This window comes from Allobosea sp. 05T433 (genome assembly GCF_056396065.1).
Window position 1 is genome coordinate 167,511 of record NZ_JBFTKS010000011.1, and the last position, 16,040, is coordinate 183,550.

Here is a 16,040-nt window from a genome sequence, read left to right on the forward strand (position 1 = left end):
CCCGGATAGCGCGAGTCAGGCCACGCGGCTTGTCGTGTCCAGCGCCTCTTCGGTGATCGTGCGGTTGCGGCCGTCACGCTTGGCCTGCATCAAGGCCTGATCGGCGCGATCGACCAGTGAACCGGCCGTGTCGCCTCGACGATAGACCGAGACTCCCAGCGAGATGGTGATCCGACCGAGGTTTTCGTTGGTCGAGCGCTTGATCAACTCGCGGGTGAGAAGCGCCTGGCGCACCGTCTCGGCACCGAATTTGCCGGCGACGATATCGGCTTCCGGCAGGATGATCGCAAATTCCTCGCCGCCGAAGCGCGAGATCACCGCCTTCTCCTTGAATTTGTCCTTCATGGTGCGGGCGACGAGGCGCAGCACCTGATCGCCGGTCAGATGGCCATGTGCGTCGTTGAAGGTCTTGAAGAAGTCGATATCGGCCATGACCAGCGCAAAGGGCTCGCGCTGCAGCGTCGCCTGGTCGATCGATTTCTGCAGCATCTCCTCGAAGTGGCGGCGATTGGCGAGGCCGGTCAGAGGATCGGTCAGCGCCTCGGCCCGCGTCGTTTCCAGCGCCTCGCGAAGATGGCGGATCTCGTTGGAGCTGTCCTTCAATTGCGACTCGAGCTGGGTCTTGCGCACCACCTCTTCGCGGGTCGACATGACCAGCGCTTCGACCCATTCGCGCAAGCGCTGCCGGTCGGTCATGGGCGGGACTTCGTCCGACATCGCGCTGAGGCGGCCGTGATAGCGCTCGCTCGAATCCAGCGCGCGATCGACCAGCGACATCAGGCTGTCGATCTCGCCGAGAACCTGCAGGCTGGTGCGTTCGGCCTGGCGCGCGAGCCGTTCGGTGCTGATGAAGCGGTCATAGAGGCTGTCGATATCGGCAGCGCCGACCTGACCCTCGCTACCGGTGATGATCGCGTTCATCACCATGCTGAGTGCGGGCATCTCGCCGCTCAGATGTGCGTACCAGACCTCGAAGGCGCGGGGATAGCCGGGAGAGCCATGTTGGCGCATGGCCGCAACGACACGGTCGGGCAGGTCGGACGTGTACTGGGAGGACTGCGTCTGTTCGCTCATCGTCATCGCCCGACCGGAGCCGATCCCGCTGGCCACACCGGCCATCTCGGGCTCGATTGTGAATCGAAGCGGGACATTCTGTCCGTCATGACGGCGGCAATCGCGCCCCGCAGGGTGGCTGCGGGAAGCCCTAGCCACTCACTAAGATTGGAGGAACGGTGTTAAGATACCGTTGATGCTGCGGTGTCAGCCGACCTTGACGGGCCTCAGCAGGAAGGCCGGGACGTGATCGCCCAGGCCCTTGACCTTGGGTTCGCGATCGTCCTCGTCCCGACGCCGATCATGTGGGCGCGAGTGCGCTGGCGCAGGCTGCTCGCTGGCATKGCGAATGCGGGTCTTGGTCGGCCGGTCCTCGCCACGGCGGCGGGTGTCCTGAGGGGCACGATCGGCGACTTCCACGACCGCTGCCTCTTCCGACGGTGCGGCTTCCTCGCGTGGGGTCCGCAGGGGACGCCCGCGACCGCCACGCGGCGAACGCTTGTCGTCGCGGCGGCTGCGACGCTCGTCGCGCGGTTCACCGGGAGGCAGGTCGTTGAGGCCGGGGCCTTCCCAGGCAATCGGCTGGCCGGTGAGCTTCTCGACGGCGGCGACAAGCTTGTCGTCGTGACGGGTGACGATCGTGAAGGCTGCGCCGAGGCGGCCGGCCCGGCCGGTGCGGCCGATGCGGTGGACATAGTCCTCGGCATGGGTCGGAACGTCGAAATTGAAGACGTGGCTGACGGCCGGGATGTCAAGCCCTCGGGCGGCGACGTCGCTCGCCACCAGGATCGGATTCTCGCCGGTACGGAAGGATTCCAGTGCGGCCATGCGGGCATACTGGTCCATGTCGCCATGCAGCGCGACGGCAGGGAAACCATGTTTCAGCAGGGACTTATGGAGCGTCGCGACATCGCGCTTGCGGTTACAGAAGACAATCGCGTTCTGCAGGTCCTTGGCGTCGCGGATCAGCTTGCGCAGCGTGTCGCGCTTCTCATAGTCCTGCGAATTGGAGGCGATCAGGCGCTGCGTGATGGTCGTGGCTGCCGTCGCGGGACGCGAAGCCTCGATGCGCACCGGATTATGCAGGAACTGCTCGCTGATCCGAGTGATTTCCGGCGGCATCGTCGCCGTGAAGAACAGGGTCTGCCTCGTGAAAGGCACAAGCTTGCAGACGCGCTCGATGTCGGGGATGAAGCCCATGTCGAGCATGCGATCCGCTTCGTCGATGACTAGCAATTCGACGCCGGTCAGCAGCAACTTGCCGCGCTCCACGTGATCGAGCAGGCGCCCAGGCGTCGCGATCAGTACGTCAACGCCGCGGGTGATCTTGGCGTCCTGATCGCCGAAGGAGACGCCGCCGATCAGCAGCGCGACCGAGAGCTTCTGGTTGACGCCGTAACGCGAGAAATTCTCCTCGACCTGCGCGGCAAGCTCGCGGGTCGGTTCCAGGATCAGCGTGCGGGGCATCCGCGCCCTGGCCCGGCCATTCTCCAGAATGGTGAGCATCGGCAAGGTGAAGGCGGCGGTCTTGCCCGTGCCCGTCTGCGCAATGCCGAGCACATCGCGGCGCGCGAGCACATGGGGAATGGCCTGAGCCTGGATGGGGGTAGGCGTGGAATAGCCTGCGGATGTGACCGCCGTCAGAACTTTATCGCTGAGGCCGAGTTCGGCAAAAGACATCGAGAGTTGCGCTTCTTCAGGGTCGGTGACACGTGGCGGGACGACCTATCAACCGCGACGGTGGCGCGACTTCTCTTTCCTGCGCGCCTTCGGACCCCTGTCCAATGCAGAAATAACGCGGGAAAGTCAACAAACTAGGCAAGAACGGAAGGTATGATTGCCATGAACGAGCCGCTTGTGCTGATTCCAGGGTTGAGCTGCACCGCGGCGCTCTATGGACCGCAATGGCCGGCGCTTGCCCCAGGGCGGCCGGTCCTCGTCGCCGATCATGCCCGCGACGATAGCCTGGCCGCCATCACAGCTCGGCTGCTGGAGGCGGCCCCGGAGCGGTTTGCGCTCTGCGGTCTGTCGATGGGTGGCTATATCGCCTTGGACATCATGCGCCGGGCGCCGGAGCGCGTGACGCGGCTGGCGCTGCTCGACACCAGCGCGAAGCCGGCGACGCCGGAAACCAACGCGCCGCGTGAGCAGATGATTGCTCTCGCCGAGAAAGGGGCCTTCGACAATGTCACGACTTTGCTCTGGCAAAAGCTCGTGGCGCCGGAACGCCTGACCGACGAGGTACTGCGCCTCGATGTGCGGAAAATGGCAGAAGATATTGGTGCAAAAGGGTTTGTTCGCCAGCAAAGAGCGATCATGGGGCGGCCGGACTCTCGGCCGGGCCTTGCTGCCATCTCGGTGCCGACAATGATTCTGGTTGGCGCGGAGGACCAGATCACGCCTGTCGCGGAAGCCCGGGAGATCGCCGATGGAATCGGGGGCAATGCGCGGCTGCGCACCATTCCCGATTGCGGCCATCTCTCGACACTGGAAGCGCCACAGGCGGTTACAGAAGCGCTGCTGAGCTGGCTGGGCTGACGCTCAGCGCGGAGCGGAGCAGGGGTCGAGCCTGGTTTCGTTTGCGCTCTTGCGGATCGATCCGGTGACGAGCGGATCGATCATCTGGCCCTTGGAGGCTGCGGATGCGACCTGGCTCAGGCGCTCTGTGTCGAGATGGTGCGCCGTCTGGGTGGAAACGAAATTGACGGCGATGACCGAAAGGAAGGCGATCGCCGCGCCAGCCTTGGCAACATCCGCGACCATGCTGCCGCGCTCGTTTTTCAAGAAGAGTTTGATGACCCGCATGGGGCGCTCCGCATCGTTGGGGCGCAATGCCGCCCCTTGATGAGCATTTTGCGCGCGCGCCAGTAAAAGCTTGGTTAGCGAATGCTTGCCGGGGTCGTCAGAATGCCATTCAAGCGTGTCCTGTTTGCTCGAAAGAGTGTCTGCAGCGCCCGCAGCACGGCCATCACGGCCGGACGCTGGCGGGGGACCTCGTGCGAGACGAGAAAGATCTCGTCGGCAGTTTCGTCCGGGGGCGGCGCGAGGCGGATCAGCGCGTCGTCGAAATCGGCCATGAAGCACGGCGCCATCGAAACGGCGCCCGCCGAGCGAATGCTCTCATAGCGCGCGGCTGAATCTCCGACGCGGGCCGCGATCGGGCGCCCATTGGCCCAGTTCAGGATGTGCTCCTCGATACGGGAGGAGACGTCACGGCTGACCGAAATGATGGGCGCCGTCAGAGGATCGACATCGCGGCGCGCATAGAGCGCCTGCACCAGTCGACCGATCTTCTGGCTGAAATAGCCGCTCTCCTGCGGGGGGCGGCGCATCCGGATTGCAATATCGGCATCCCCGCGAGCCAGGTCGAGCCGGTCTCGCGTGCTGATGATGCCGATCTCGACGCCGCCCGCCTGGGCCGAAATCGTCGTCGCATGCATGGTCAGGAACAGGCTGATCGAGGTCGTCGCCGTCACCCGGACAGGCGCATCATCGGCGGAGCGTGCCGCACGCGTCCGGTTGCTGAAGCGCTCCACCGCATTGGCGATGTCACTGGCATCGCCGGCGAGAGTTGCGCCGATCTCGGTGAGAACGAGCCGGTTCGCCATGCGCCTGAACAGCGGCAGGCCGAGCTCTGCCTCGAGACTCTTGAGGCGACGGGCTACCGTTGCCTCGCTCAGCCCGAGCGCGACCGCTGCCACGGCCAGCGTCCCACCGACCGCGACGGAGTGGAAGATCGCGATGTCGTCCCAGTTGGGTGAAACCAGCGCGTGGCGTCGAGGTGGAGAGGAAGCAGGCTGCCCCATGCGATCATCGGCCATGGCTGAGCATGGGGGCCTGTTCTGGCATCGGCATCATCATGCGGCGTGTTCGGGGGCGGGCGATTGCGGTTGGGCATGTCGGCAAGATGCCGTCGGGACACCTGGCTGACAGCCCGCCGACTTTGATGGTCTCACCGACAAAAATGCGAGGGTAGCGCGCGCCCGAATATCCTGGCCGCGCCCCCGGCCTCACAGGTCGATCAGTTCGCCGGCGAAGGCCGCGCGCTCCTGGATGAAGATGAAGCGGGCTTCCGGCTTGTTGCCCATCAGCCGCTCGACGGTATCGGAGGTCTCGTCCCGCGCCTCGTGCTCGACCATCACCTTGAGCAGGATGCGCTTGGCCGGGTCCATCGTGGTTTCCTTGAGCTGCGCCGGCATCATCTCGCCCAGACCCTTGAACCGGCTGATCTCCGGCTTCTTGCCCTTGAACACGGTCGCGATCAGCTCGTCCTTATGGGCGTCGTTGCGGGCATAGACGCTCTTGCCGCCATGCTGGAGCCGATAGAGCGGCGGCACGGCAAGGTAGAGATGTCCCTTCTCGATCAGGCGCGGCGTCTGGCGCCAGAAGAAGGTGACGAGCAGCGAAGCGATATGGGCGCCGTCGACATCGGCGTCCGTCATCACGATGACCTTCTCGTAGCGCAGGTCATCCTCGCGGAACTGGCTGCCGATGCCGCAGCCCAGTGCCAGGATCAGGTCGGCAAGCTGCTGGTTCTGGTTCAGCTTCTCGCGGGTCGCGTTGGCAACGTTGAGGATCTTGCCGCGCAGCGGCAGGATCGCCTGCGTCGCGCGGTTGCGCGCCTGTTTGGCTGACCCGCCGGCGGAATCGCCCTCGACGATGAACAGTTCGGAGCCTGCAGCGCCGGCGCTGCTGCAATCGGCTAGCTTTCCAGGCAGCCGAAGCTTGCGCGTCGCGGTCTTGCGCGAAACTTCCTTCTCGAGCCGGCGGCGCTGGCGTTCCTCGGCCCGGTCGACCGACCAGTCGAGCAGCTTCAGTGCCTGCTGCGGCGCGGCGGCGAGCCAGTGATCGAAAGCATCGCGCACTGCGTTCTCGACGATGCGCGCGGCCTCCAGAGTCGCAAGCTTGTCCTTGGTCTGGCCCTGGAACTCAGGCTCGCGGATGAAGACCGACAGCATCGCGGCACAGGTCGCCATGACGTCGTCGGAGGTCACTTGCGCCATGCGCTTCGACTGACCGATACGCTCGGCATGGTCACGCAGGCCGCGCAGCAGCGCGACGCGCAAGCCCTGCTCATGCGTGCCGCCTTCGGGCGTCGGAATGGTGTTGCAGTAGGACGAGCTGAAGCCGTCTTCGCCGGTCGCCAGCCACGCCACGGCCCATTCCAGCGAGCCGTGGCCGCCATCCCGTGTGATCTTGCCGGAGAAGATCGGCTCGGCGACCAGATCCTTGCCCTCGATCTCGCGGCCGAGATAGTCGCGCAGGCCTCCGGGAAAGCGGAAGACGGCCTCCGCGGCGACGTCACCCTCCGGCTTCAGCAGCGCCGGAGCGCAGCGCCAGCGGATCTCCACGCCACCGAAAAGATAGGCCTTCGAGCGTGCCATCCGGAACAGGCGGGCAGGGGAGAAATGGGCCCCCTCGCCAAAGATCTGCGCGTCGGGATGAAAACGCACCTTCGTGCCGCGCCGGTTGGCGACGCGTCCGACGGTTTCCAACGGCCCCTGCGGGGCCCCGCGCGAAAAGACCTGACGATAAAGCATCTGGCCGCGCGCGACTTCGACCTCGAGCCGGTCGGACAGGGCATTGACGACGGAAACGCCGACGCCATGCAGGCCGCCCGAGGTCTCATAGGCCTTGGAGTCGAATTTTCCGCCGGCATGCAGCGTTGTCATGATGACTTCGAGCGCCGACTTGTCCGGGAATTTCGGATGCGGATCGATCGGGATCCCGCGCCCGTTGTCGGTGACGGCCAGCGAACCGTCCTCGAAGAATTCGACGTCGATGAAGGTTGCGTGGCCGGCGACCGCCTCGTCCATCGCGTTGTCGATCACCTCGGCGAAGAGATGATGCAGCGCGCGTTCGTCGGTGCCGCCGATATACATGCCTGGCCGTCGGCGCACCGGCTCGAGCCCCTCGAGGACTTCGATGGCGGACGCGGTATAGCCGGCCTCGGACAAGGTGCCGTTGCGCGGGACGGAAGGTGAGGCCGATTGCTGCGAAGGCTTGCTCGGGGCGGCCGCATCACGCTTGACCGGCGATGGCTCGGGCGCCCGCTGCGGCTGCTCGCCGCTGCCCTCACCGAAAAGATCGCCATTCTCCGTCATTTCGTTCGCCGATCACCTGATTCGCAGCGCTGATAGAATAGCGCATCCGGGACGTCGCCAGGGCCGGCACTCAAGCCAGCCGCAACGATTGTTCCCCAGACATATAACGAACATCGCTCCGAACAAGCAGGAGAATCGTCGCTCCACCCCTTGCTGTGCACCGAACCCTCAGCCGAGCGAGCGTCGCAGCGGTGTCACGCGAGCATGCCATACGGTGTCGCGGCGGATGGTTCATGTCGCATTAACCCGGCGCGAACGAGAGTGGTGGGGTCGAGATTCGCCAGCTTGCGAATGGCTCTGCAGCTGTCGGAAACTTGGGAAATTGGGAGGCTGTCGTGGTCGCGCGTTCGTCGGTTCCAGGGATGAAGATGGCCGGGCTCGAGCGCACCGCGCGCCTTGCCGGTGAATCCTTTGGTTACGAGGATATGGCGCTGCTGACCGGCTCCCGCTCGATCGATGCCGGCCAGGGCCGCAAATTGTGGTGGCTCGCAGCCTCGGTTGCGCTGATCGGCGTCGTGGCGCTCGCCTTGCGCTGAGGCGGACGCCAACCGACAGGCTTAAACGCGGGCGGAGTGCAGCGTCGGTCGCCTGTCAGTCCCGACGATCGGCGATCAGCCGGTCGTAGAAGGCGAGATGCCTCCGCGCCGCCTCATCCCATGAGGCGGAAAGATTGACACCAATCGCGTCCGCCCTGTGAAGCTGGGCGGCGATGATGGCGTCGGCGAATTCTTCAGGCGCCGCATCGACCCGGCAAAGCACTGTCGCTGGACTATCGATCTTGGTCTTCAGGGAGGGCGACAGGTCGAACTCGTCCCGACGCTCGGCTTCGGTCGAGACCAGCGGGATCGCGAGCTGGCTGACGGCTTGGAAGCTGCCGCGGCGCGTGCTGATGCCGTCGGTGAAAGGCAGCAGGAAGACATCAGCCGCCGAAAGCGTTGCCATCAACTCGCCCTCGTCGTCGATGCGGCCGCGAAAGTCGAGCCAGTCGATGATGCCGAGCTCGCGCGCGAGGGCAAAGAAGGCCTCGCGATCCCTGGGCTTGTCCCAAAGGAAGTCACCACAGACTAGGAGCCGCGCCTTGATGCCACGCTCGTGCAGCGCCTTGACGACGCGCAGCAGCATGTCCGGGCGCTTGCTCGCATAGAGCACGCCGAAATAGCCGATGACGATGTCGGCTCGCATCGTGCCGCTGCCCAGTGCTTTCGTCCGCTCCTCGACGACACGTTCCGGATCGATCTGGGCCGGCATGATGTTCGGGCCGATAGGGATGACCGGGGCAGCGAGCTTCCTCCTTGGCCCGACCAGCGGGGTCTTGAGAAAGCTCTCGCGCTGCTGTTGCGAAACGAAGATGAAGCCGTCGGTCGCGAGGATGTCGGGGATGATCGAGAGGTAGCGCAGCCGGTTGAGCGAGGCCCACTCGTGCAAGGTCGCGACGGTATCCCCCTTGCGCGTCCAGAGCCGCGCCAGCATCAGCGCCGAACCTGGCAGGATCGCGTTCCCCCAGCCTTCGACAGGAAGCTGAAAATGTGCAATCCGGTCCTCGCGCAGAGCCCCGGCGATGGCACGGACGAAGGCTGCGGGCTGGTCGGGCTCTATCGTGTGAAGGGTGGCAAAACCGGGACGCTGCGCGTTGATGGCGTTGGCAAGTCGGCGCGCATAGTCCATCACCGCGCAGGTGACGGGTTTGGCCGAGCCGAAGATGATCACGGAGGGCGTGGGAGAGAGACGGGAGCCAGGCATACGCGTCCTGAATTCGAGCACTTGACCGGCGTTAACTTATCCTGGGCGGCGCGCTGCGTGGGCTGAACCTCAGATCAGTGAACCGAAGCTCGCCACAAGATTGCAGCGTCGTATCGGAACCTTGGCAACTTCCTCGAGCCAGCAGGAATAGCCGAATGTCAGTCGGCTCAGCTCCTGAGCAAGCTTGCCCCGGTGATCTCCAGTTTCGCGCAGAGAGTACAGGGTGTCGTAGCCAGCAGCCTTCAGTTCGGCCCATGCTCCCTCGCCCGCGGTGCTATCGTTGCTCTCGAATGCAACGATCGGGCGATGAGATGAGAAGGTTTGCCGTAGGCCCGCAAATACATCTGCCTCGAACCCCTCGACGTCGCATTTGACAAACCCGACCCGCTTCGCACCCGATGCAATTGCCGGCTCTCGTTGAGCTAGGAATGCGTCGCCCCGGCGGACTGGCAGCAGAAGGTCTCCCTGCCCAGACGCGAAGCTGCCGCTCCCATCGTTTCCCTGCTCAAGCAAGGAAAACCTCAACTCGGCATCTGCTTGGCCGAGGCCGACTTCATGAACGCGAATGTTGCCCGTTTGCGAAAGCACGACGTTCGTCTTCAACAGCGAGGCGATAGGAGGATTGGGTTCGAACGATATCACTTCCTCGAACGAATCTGCGAAGTTTATGGAATGATTTCCTATATTCGCGCCGATATCCAGGAAGATGCATGAGCCGAGGTTCCTCTCTTTGAAGAGGGCTTTGAGGAACGCGATCTCGCGACGTTCATACACCCCATTTCCAATGATCGAGATGCCGAGATAGTCCGTTGGGATCACCGCAATCCGAGGATGGGGCGGAAGGTGTTTTCTGCTGCTCGGGACGAGCTTCTTGATCAGAAGGTCATGCGCGCGCTGAACGGCATATGTCAGACGCCCTTCCTTGATCGGCAGCATCGCCGCAATCTCCCCTAACGGCATGGATCGCGACGCATAGCCCCAATCCTCTACCGAACGCTTAATGGGCCCGTGCATCGCTGTCCCCGGCCGCACCTACGCTCGGACATCGTGAGTTATGCACGGTGCATTTGACGTGGATAGGAATACTGACCCATATCGTTCTCGTTATGTTCGATATGGAGATATTCGATGCCATCCTACGCCCTGTTCGACGACGCTGTGGTTGCCCGCACCGCCGCAGCGAGTTCCGGCTGGACTACATTCACCGACCTCCAATCCGTATTCGACTACGCCCGCAATCAGGGGAGGCCTCTCTTCTTTCAGCCCGGTGTTTATGACTCGGGCACCGTCACGGTCCTGCCGACGAATGGCGGCGGCAAGCCGTTGCAGGTTCGCGCCATGCCCGGYTCGGTCGTCCTGCGTTTCACAGGAGCGAATACATTCCTTCGGATCGAAGGGCAGAACCAGGTTCGCTTCGAGGGGATTTTCTTCGACGGCCAGAACCGGGCCTTGACAGACTATGTCTCTCAGCGCCCGGCCTTCATCGCAATCGCCGGCAATGCCCAGGACGTCCTGTTCGATAACTGTCAGATCATGAACTCGCCTGGCATTGGAGCCTATATCGCGAGTTCGTCCGGCGCGGTCTTCCGGTCCTGCTATTTCGGCAACCATTCCGTCGGGATCTGGAGCGAGAACGCCCAGATCAAGGCGCTGAACAACACCATTACCGGCATGTTGAACAATGGTATCGCGGTCTGGCGTGACGCGATCACCGGCGACAGCTCGACGATTACGGGCAACTTCATAAACGGCGTCGATACGGTTGGCGGCGGGACTGGGCAAAACGGCAATGGCGTCAGCGTCTTCCGGGCCGTTGGCGTTTCKATCACCGATAACAAGATCTTCAGCGTCAAATTCTCCGCCATCCGCTGCAATGGCGGGGGGCTGCACAACGTCAGCAACAACAATATCTACAACACGCGCGAAGCGGCGATCTTCATCGAGGCGCCGGGTGCCGGAATTGATCTCACGGGTTGCATCGTTTCCAACAACAGCCTCGACACGGTCGGTAGCGGCATTCTCGTCGCCAACTCCGGCCAGTTCTCCGACGGCGTTTCACGCAGCGTCATCGTGGAAGGCAACCGCATCTCCAACGTCACCGACAATCCGATTCCCGATCCCGGCTACTATCCGCCTTCAACGATCGGAAACGGCATCGTCGTCGAGCAGGACTGCGTGGTTTCCGGCAACCTGATTGACGGAGCTGCGCGGGTAGGCATCCAGGCAGGCATCAATACGGCTGCACGCGCGCTGGTGGTTTCCGGGAATTTGGTGCGTAACGCGGCTATCGGTATTGGCGTCTCGAACGAAGCTGTGACGAACAGCGGACGGTCCGTCGTTGTCTCTGGAAACATCGTCAACGGTGCCAGCCTCGGTGGCATCGTGCCGACCGTCTTTACCGGCACCTCCATGAATCGCGTGGGAACGGCCGATTACGGCAATGATCTCGCAACGGCCGTCGGCAGCGTCACCTTCGGGCATAATCGCTACGTCTGAGGGCCCTGTCAGAAAAAAAGCCGGGGCGTTGCCGCCCCGGCGTTTCAGGTGGACCGCGATCTGCCGCGGTCGGGAGGATAGCGGCTGCGCCGGGACGTTCCCGGCGCAGAGCTCTCAGTAGGAGTAGTACATCGCGAACTCGACCGGGTGCGGCGTCATTTCGAAACGCGCCACATCCTGCATCTTGAGCTCGATATAGCTCTCAATGAAGTCGTCGTTGAAGACGCCGCCGGCCTTGAGGAAGGCGTTGTCCTTCTTCAGCGCCTCGAGCGCCTCGCGCAGTGAGCCGCAGACGGTCGGGATCTTCTTCAGCTCGCGCGGCGGCAGGTCGTAGAGATCCTTGTCCATCGCCGGGCCGGGATCGATCTTGTTCACGATGCCGTCGAGGCCGGCCATCAGCAGCGCGGCGAAGGCGAGATAGGGGTTCGCCATCGGATCGGGGAAGCGAACCTCGACGCGCTTGGCCTTCGGCGAAGTCGTCCACGGAATACGGCAGGAGGCCGAACGGTTACGGGCCGAATAGGCCAGCAGCACCGGAGCCTCATAGCCGGGAACGAGACGCTTGTAGGAGTTCGTCGACGGGTTGGTGAAGGCGTTCAGCGCCTTGGCGTGCTTGATGATGCCGCCGATATACCAGAGGCACTCCTGCGACAGGTCGGCATATTTGTTGCCGGCCATGATCGGCTTGCCAGCCTTCCAGATCGACTGGTGGACGTGCATGCCCGAGCCGTTGTCGCCGTAGATCGGCTTCGGCATGAAGGTCGCGGTCTTGCCGTAGCTCTGCGCCACGTTATGGATCGCGTACTTGTAGACCTGCATGGTGTCGGCCATGTGGGTCAGCGTGTCGAACTTCAGGCCGAGCTCATGCTGGGCGGAGGCGACCTCGTGGTGGTGCTTCTCGACCTTGGCGCCCATCGCCGCCATGGCTGCCAGCATCTCGCCGCGCATGTCCTGCGCCGAATCCTGCGGCGGGACGGGGAAGTAGCCACCCTTGGTGGCGATGCGGTGGCCGAGATTGCCGCCTTCGTAATCGGTCATGCCGTTGATCGGCAGCTCGACGTTATCGAGCTTGAATCCGGTGTTGTAGGGGTCGGCCGAGATCTTGACGTCGTCGAAGACGAAGAATTCGGCTTCCGGGCCGACATAGACCGTGTCGCCGATACCGGTCGACTTGAGATAGGCTTCGGCCTTCTTGGCGATGCCGCGCGGATCGCGGTTATAGGGCTCGCCGGTCGCGGGCTCGAGCACGTCGCAGGTGATCACCATCGTCGCTGCCGAGAAGAACGGGTCCATCACCGCCGTCGTCGGATCAGGCATCAGCAGCATGTCGGACTCGTTGATCGCCTTCCAGCCGGCAATCGACGAGCCGTCGAACATCGTGCCCTCGGCGAAGATGTCCTCATCGATCATGGTGATGTCGAAGGTGACGTGCTGCCACTTGCCGCGCGGGTCGGTGAAGCGGAAGTCGACATACTTGACGTCATTGTCCTTGATCGCCTTGAGGACGTCCTTGGCGCTCTTCATCTCAGCATTCCTCTTGAAAGCAGTTTCTCAACATTCATCGATCCGCGGGTATTCGCCCGGCGGACGCCGATTTCGCGGGTTCGGGAATGAAGCCCTCAGATCGCGTCCGCGCCGGTCTCTCCGGTGCGGATGCGGATCGCCCCCTCCACCGACGATACAAAAATCTTGCCATCGCCGATCCGGCCGGTCTGAGCGGCCTTCTTGATGGCTTCGATCGCGCTCTCGACCATCTCGTCGGCCAGCACGATCTCGATCTTTACCTTCGGCAGGAAGTCGACGACGTATTCGGCGCCGCGATAGAGCTCGGTATGGCCCTTCTGGCGGCCGAATCCCTTGGCTTCGAGCACGGTGATGCCCTGCAGCCCGACTTCCTGCAGTGCCTCCTTCACCTCATCCAGCTTGAAGGGCTTGATGATCGCTTCGATCTTCTTCATGCGCCGACCGGCCTCCCTTGCGCGTGGTTGGAAACGGATATTCGTCCGTTCCTCGATACCGCCTGCCGGTCCAATCGTCGATGCACTGAAAATCGGCCTTTCCCGATGGCTCGGAGGCCGGTTCAGCGTTCCGCCGTGGCAGACGAACACTCGCCGTATGTGCTCATAGCATCGGCGCGTGTGCCTCGCCATGAGGGAGCGTGGCAGGTATCGCCTCATGATGAGGCGATATTCCGCCCATAATTTATGCAGATGATCAATCGATAGCCAAACGAGATCCGCGCGCCCGATCTTGCTATGAGCGTCCGGCTTCCGGATGATCGCGCGATGAGCACAGCAGACGAGATCGCCCTTGCCCTGTTGACCCCAACCGAGATGGCGCGCGCCGACAGGGCTGCGATTGCGGCCGGAACGACGGGGCCCGTCCTGATTGAGCGAGCGGGCAGGGCGGTCGCCGATGCCGTCAGCCGGCGGGCCCTACCCGGACAGGCCATTCTGGTTCTCTGCGGTCCTGGCAACAATGGCGGGGACGGGTTCGTCGCAGCCCGTCTCCTTCGCGAGCGCGGTTTCGGGGTGACGCTTGCCCTGTCGGGTGACCGTGAAGCCTTGAAGGGCGATGCCCTTGCGATGGCGCAGGCCTGGACCGGTGAGGTCATGCCGATTTCCTCTGCCGCTCCCGAGCGGGCAGCCATCGTGGTCGACGCCCTTTTCGGTGCTGGCCTCGATCGGCCGCTGGCCGGCGACGTCGCCGCCGTGGTGCAACGTGTCAACGCCTCGGCAGCTGCGGTGATCGCCGTGGATGTCCCCAGCGGCCTTTCGGGGGAGACCGGACGCGCTGATGGAGCGGTCACAAGGGCCGATGAGACGGTCACGTTCTTTCGCCTCAAGCCGGGGCATCTGCTCTATCCCGGGCGTGGATTATGCGGCGTGGTGACGCTTGCCGATATCGGCATCACGGCGGAGGTGGCATTTGGCAAGGGCGCCCTGGAGGCGCGAACTTTTCGCAACGAACCGCCGCTATGGCGCGCCGAGTGGCCGCACCACGCGGTCGATACCCATAAATACAAGCGCGGCGCGGTGCTCGTTCTGGCGGGCGGGCTTGCAGGGGTTGGCGCGCCCAGACTCGGGGCGCGTGCCGCGCTGCGCATTGGCGCCGGCCTGGTGACGATTGCGTGCCGGCCCGAAGCCCTTGCCGCGCATGCCGCCCGCGGCCCGGATGCGCTGATTCAGCGGGCAGCTGCCTCGGCAGCCGATATAGAAACTCTGCTGGCCGAGAAACGGCTCGGCGCAGTCCTCGCCGGCCCGGCACTCGGGCTTGACGAAACGGCTCGGGAAGCCGTCCTTGCCGCGCAGCGCTCGCGTGTTCCAGCGGTATTCGATGCGGACGCGCTCACCCTGCTGGCAGCGGAAACCACGTCCGTCCCGATCGGCTCGAGGATCAGGCCGAGCGGCGCAGCTTGCGTACTTACGCCGCACGAAGGGGAATTCGAGCGCCTCTTTGCCTCGTCTGCGGACGTGATGGCTGCTCCGTCTAGGCTCGAACGGGCGCGCCGCGCTTCGGCGGCCACCGGTGCGGTCGTCGTCCTGAAGGGGCCGGACAGCGTCATTGCCGAGCCCGGTGGAAGGGCCGCGATCAACATGACCGGCAGCCCGGACTTGGCGACGGCTGGGTCCGGTGATGTCCTGGCCGGCCTCATCGCGGGGCTGTTGGCCCAGGGCATGCCAGCCTTCCAGGCCGCCTGCGCCGCCGTCTGGCTCCATGGCAAGGCCGCGGAACGGTTTGGTCGTGGCTTGATCGCGGATGATCTGCCGGAAGCTGTCCTGCCCGTTCTCTCCGAGCTGCCTGCTCGTCGAGATGGTAACGTCCATTAGCTGGCGAACAACTTTGGAGATCGCCGGCCCGCTGCTTTGCAGGCCGGGATGTCTGGTGGCCAATTAGCGGCTGGCATAGGTCACGGCCGGTGCCGCCGTGAGTTGTTCCTTCGTCATGCTGATGACGCCATGGTCCGGGTACATCATCGGACCACGCGGAACAGGCGCAGCCGCTGTCGGAGCCGTGGCCGGACCGCTCGTGCTGCCGCTTCCTCCTGCGGGGGCAGGGGCAGGGGCCGGAGCGGGAACCACCATCGGCTCTTCGCTCCACGTCACCTGTTCGAAGGGGATCGCAACATCCTTCGATCCGATGCCAAGAAAGCCGCCGACGCCGACGGTCACCATCTCGACCTTGCCTGCCTTGTCGAACAGGACTTCCGTCACATCACCGACCTTCTTCTTGTCGGAGCCGTAGATATCGACACCGATCAGCTTGGACGCACGCCACTTCCCCTGGCCTGCGAGGTTGTTCTCTGGCGGCTTGGGGCGCTCCACGGCGGGGGCCGGAGCCGAAGGAGCTGCCGAGGGGGCGTTCGATGAGGGCGCACTGGTCTGCGAGATCGCGGTCGTCGCAAACATGACAGCTCCGACGGCCGTCAGCGCGATTGAATGCTTGAACATCGCTTCCTCCATTCAGGAACCGCAATTGCGGCTTGAGCGGAAAACGTCGGAATCCGGATTTGGTTCGCCAAAACCCTCCCTTTCGACGCGGGACATTGCCATGCGCTTGACGCATGGGCATGCCTGAAGGAGGGCGTCGGGACGGGGCCTGCAGGGCTGTTGCGCCTTGCTGCGCCCCGCGATCCTGTCATGCTTC

14 protein-coding genes are annotated in these 16,040 nt (G+C 63.8%); 4 read left to right on the forward strand and 10 right to left on the reverse strand.

All coding sequences use genetic code 11. The features are described 5' to 3' along the window. Positions 1-15: 15 nt before the first annotated feature. Both AC1DGP_RS17385 and AC1DGP_RS17390 read right to left on the reverse strand, forming a co-directional pair. Positions 16-1,074, reverse strand: coding sequence for a GGDEF domain-containing protein (locus AC1DGP_RS17385; protein ID WP_441491780.1), 1,059 nt, complete (start codon positions 1,072-1,074; stop codon positions 16-18). 186 nt (positions 1,075-1,260) lie between these two features. Continuing rightward, entirely contained in the window at positions 1,261-2,733 is a 1,473-nt protein-coding gene (locus tag AC1DGP_RS17390; RefSeq protein ID WP_476832332.1) for a DEAD/DEAH box helicase, read from the reverse strand. Positions 2,734-2,895: 162 nt separating this feature from the next. On the opposite strand from AC1DGP_RS17390, the gene AC1DGP_RS17395 reads away from it, so the two are divergent. Next, positions 2,896-3,591, forward strand: a complete 696-nt coding sequence (locus AC1DGP_RS17395) for an alpha/beta fold hydrolase (RefSeq protein WP_441505572.1) — start codon at positions 2,896-2,898, stop codon at positions 3,589-3,591. Between the two features lie 3 nt (positions 3,592-3,594). Here the strand turns inward: AC1DGP_RS17395 and AC1DGP_RS17400 are convergent, their stop codons facing one another. From AC1DGP_RS17400 to parE, 3 genes are all read right to left on the reverse strand, one after another. Then, a complete protein-coding gene (locus AC1DGP_RS17400; RefSeq protein ID WP_441491777.1) occupies positions 3,595-3,858 on the reverse strand; it encodes a hypothetical protein in 264 nt (87 codons plus the stop codon). 74 nt (positions 3,859-3,932) lie between these two features. Then, a complete protein-coding gene (locus tag AC1DGP_RS17405; RefSeq protein ID WP_441491776.1) occupies positions 3,933-4,859 on the reverse strand; it encodes a LysR family transcriptional regulator in 927 nt (308 codons plus the stop codon). 204 nt (positions 4,860-5,063) lie between these two features. Then, positions 5,064-7,157, reverse strand: a complete 2,094-nt coding sequence (gene parE, locus AC1DGP_RS17410) for a DNA topoisomerase IV subunit B (RefSeq protein WP_476775394.1) — start codon at positions 7,155-7,157, stop codon at positions 5,064-5,066. Between the two features lie 335 nt (positions 7,158-7,492). Here parE and AC1DGP_RS17415 point away from each other — a divergent pair, with 335 nt between their 5' ends. Next, positions 7,493-7,693, forward strand: a complete 201-nt coding sequence (locus AC1DGP_RS17415) for a hypothetical protein (RefSeq protein ID WP_162768477.1) — start codon at positions 7,493-7,495, stop codon at positions 7,691-7,693. 55 nt (positions 7,694-7,748) lie between these two features. On the opposite strand, the gene AC1DGP_RS17420 is transcribed toward AC1DGP_RS17415, so the two are convergent. Beyond that, a complete protein-coding gene (locus AC1DGP_RS17420; RefSeq protein WP_476775393.1) occupies positions 7,749-8,897 on the reverse strand; it encodes a glycosyltransferase in 1,149 nt (382 codons plus the stop codon). Between the two features lie 69 nt (positions 8,898-8,966). Further along, positions 8,967-9,833: an FkbM family methyltransferase gene (locus AC1DGP_RS17425; RefSeq protein ID WP_476832333.1), complete on the reverse strand. Its 867-nt coding sequence runs from the start codon at positions 9,831-9,833 to the stop codon at positions 8,967-8,969. 192 nt (positions 9,834-10,025) lie between these two features. On the opposite strand from AC1DGP_RS17425, the gene AC1DGP_RS17430 reads away from it, so the two are divergent. Beyond that, a complete protein-coding gene (locus AC1DGP_RS17430) occupies positions 10,026-11,393 on the forward strand; it encodes a TIGR03808 family TAT-translocated repetitive protein (protein ID WP_441505576.1) in 1,368 nt (455 codons plus the stop codon). Between the two features lie 114 nt (positions 11,394-11,507). On the opposite strand, the gene glnA is transcribed toward AC1DGP_RS17430, so the two are convergent. Both glnA and AC1DGP_RS17440 read right to left on the reverse strand, forming a co-directional pair. Further along, a complete protein-coding gene (gene glnA, locus AC1DGP_RS17435; RefSeq protein ID WP_441491770.1) occupies positions 11,508-12,917 on the reverse strand; it encodes a type I glutamate--ammonia ligase in 1,410 nt (469 codons plus the stop codon). A 95-nt stretch (positions 12,918-13,012) separates the two neighbouring features. Beyond that, positions 13,013-13,351, reverse strand: a complete 339-nt coding sequence (locus AC1DGP_RS17440; protein WP_113518708.1) for a P-II family nitrogen regulator — start codon at positions 13,349-13,351, stop codon at positions 13,013-13,015. A 327-nt stretch (positions 13,352-13,678) separates the two neighbouring features. Here AC1DGP_RS17440 and AC1DGP_RS17445 point away from each other — a divergent pair, with 327 nt between their 5' ends. Then, complete coding sequence (locus tag AC1DGP_RS17445; protein ID WP_476775391.1) at positions 13,679-15,223, forward strand: NAD(P)H-hydrate dehydratase; 1,545 nt, start codon at positions 13,679-13,681, stop codon at positions 15,221-15,223. A gap of 63 nt (positions 15,224-15,286) precedes the next feature. Here AC1DGP_RS17445 and AC1DGP_RS17450 read toward each other — a convergent pair whose 3' ends face one another. Next, on the reverse strand, positions 15,287-15,844 hold the full coding sequence (locus AC1DGP_RS17450) for a PRC-barrel domain-containing protein (RefSeq protein WP_476775390.1): 558 nt from the start codon (positions 15,842-15,844) through the stop codon (positions 15,287-15,289). Positions 15,845-16,040: the final 196 nt, after the last annotated feature.

What these genes read in the sequence shown, in the direction of transcription:
- AC1DGP_RS17385 (WP_441491780.1), bottom strand. Translation starts at nt 1,074, where the DNA reads ATGAGCGAACAGACGCAGTCCTCCCAGTACACGTCCGACCTGCCCGAC.
- AC1DGP_RS17395 (WP_441505572.1), top strand. Translation starts at nt 2,896, where the DNA reads ATGAACGAGCCGCTTGTGCTGATTCCAGGGTTGAGCTGCACCGCGGCG.
- AC1DGP_RS17400 (WP_441491777.1), bottom strand. Translation starts at nt 3,858, where the DNA reads ATGCGGGTCATCAAACTCTTCTTGAAAAACGAGCGCGGCAGCATGGTC.
- AC1DGP_RS17405 (WP_441491776.1), bottom strand. Translation starts at nt 4,859, where the DNA reads ATGGGGCAGCCTGCTTCCTCTCCACCTCGACGCCACGCGCTGGTTTCA.
- parE (WP_476775394.1), bottom strand. Translation starts at nt 7,157, where the DNA reads ATGACGGAGAATGGCGATCTTTTCGGTGAGGGCAGCGGCGAGCAGCCG.
- AC1DGP_RS17420 (WP_476775393.1), bottom strand. Translation starts at nt 8,897, where the DNA reads ATGCCTGGCTCCCGTCTCTCTCCCACGCCCTCCGTGATCATCTTCGGC.
- AC1DGP_RS17425 (WP_476832333.1), bottom strand. Translation starts at nt 9,833, where the DNA reads ATGCTGCCGATCAAGGAAGGGCGTCTGACATATGCCGTTCAGCGCGCG.
- glnA (WP_441491770.1), bottom strand. Translation starts at nt 12,917, where the DNA reads ATGAAGAGCGCCAAGGACGTCCTCAAGGCGATCAAGGACAATGACGTC.
- AC1DGP_RS17440 (WP_113518708.1), bottom strand. Translation starts at nt 13,351, where the DNA reads ATGAAGAAGATCGAAGCGATCATCAAGCCCTTCAAGCTGGATGAGGTG.
- AC1DGP_RS17445 (WP_476775391.1), top strand. Translation starts at nt 13,679, where the DNA reads ATGAGCACAGCAGACGAGATCGCCCTTGCCCTGTTGACCCCAACCGAG.
- AC1DGP_RS17450 (WP_476775390.1), bottom strand. Translation starts at nt 15,844, where the DNA reads ATGTTCAAGCATTCAATCGCGCTGACGGCCGTCGGAGCTGTCATGTTT.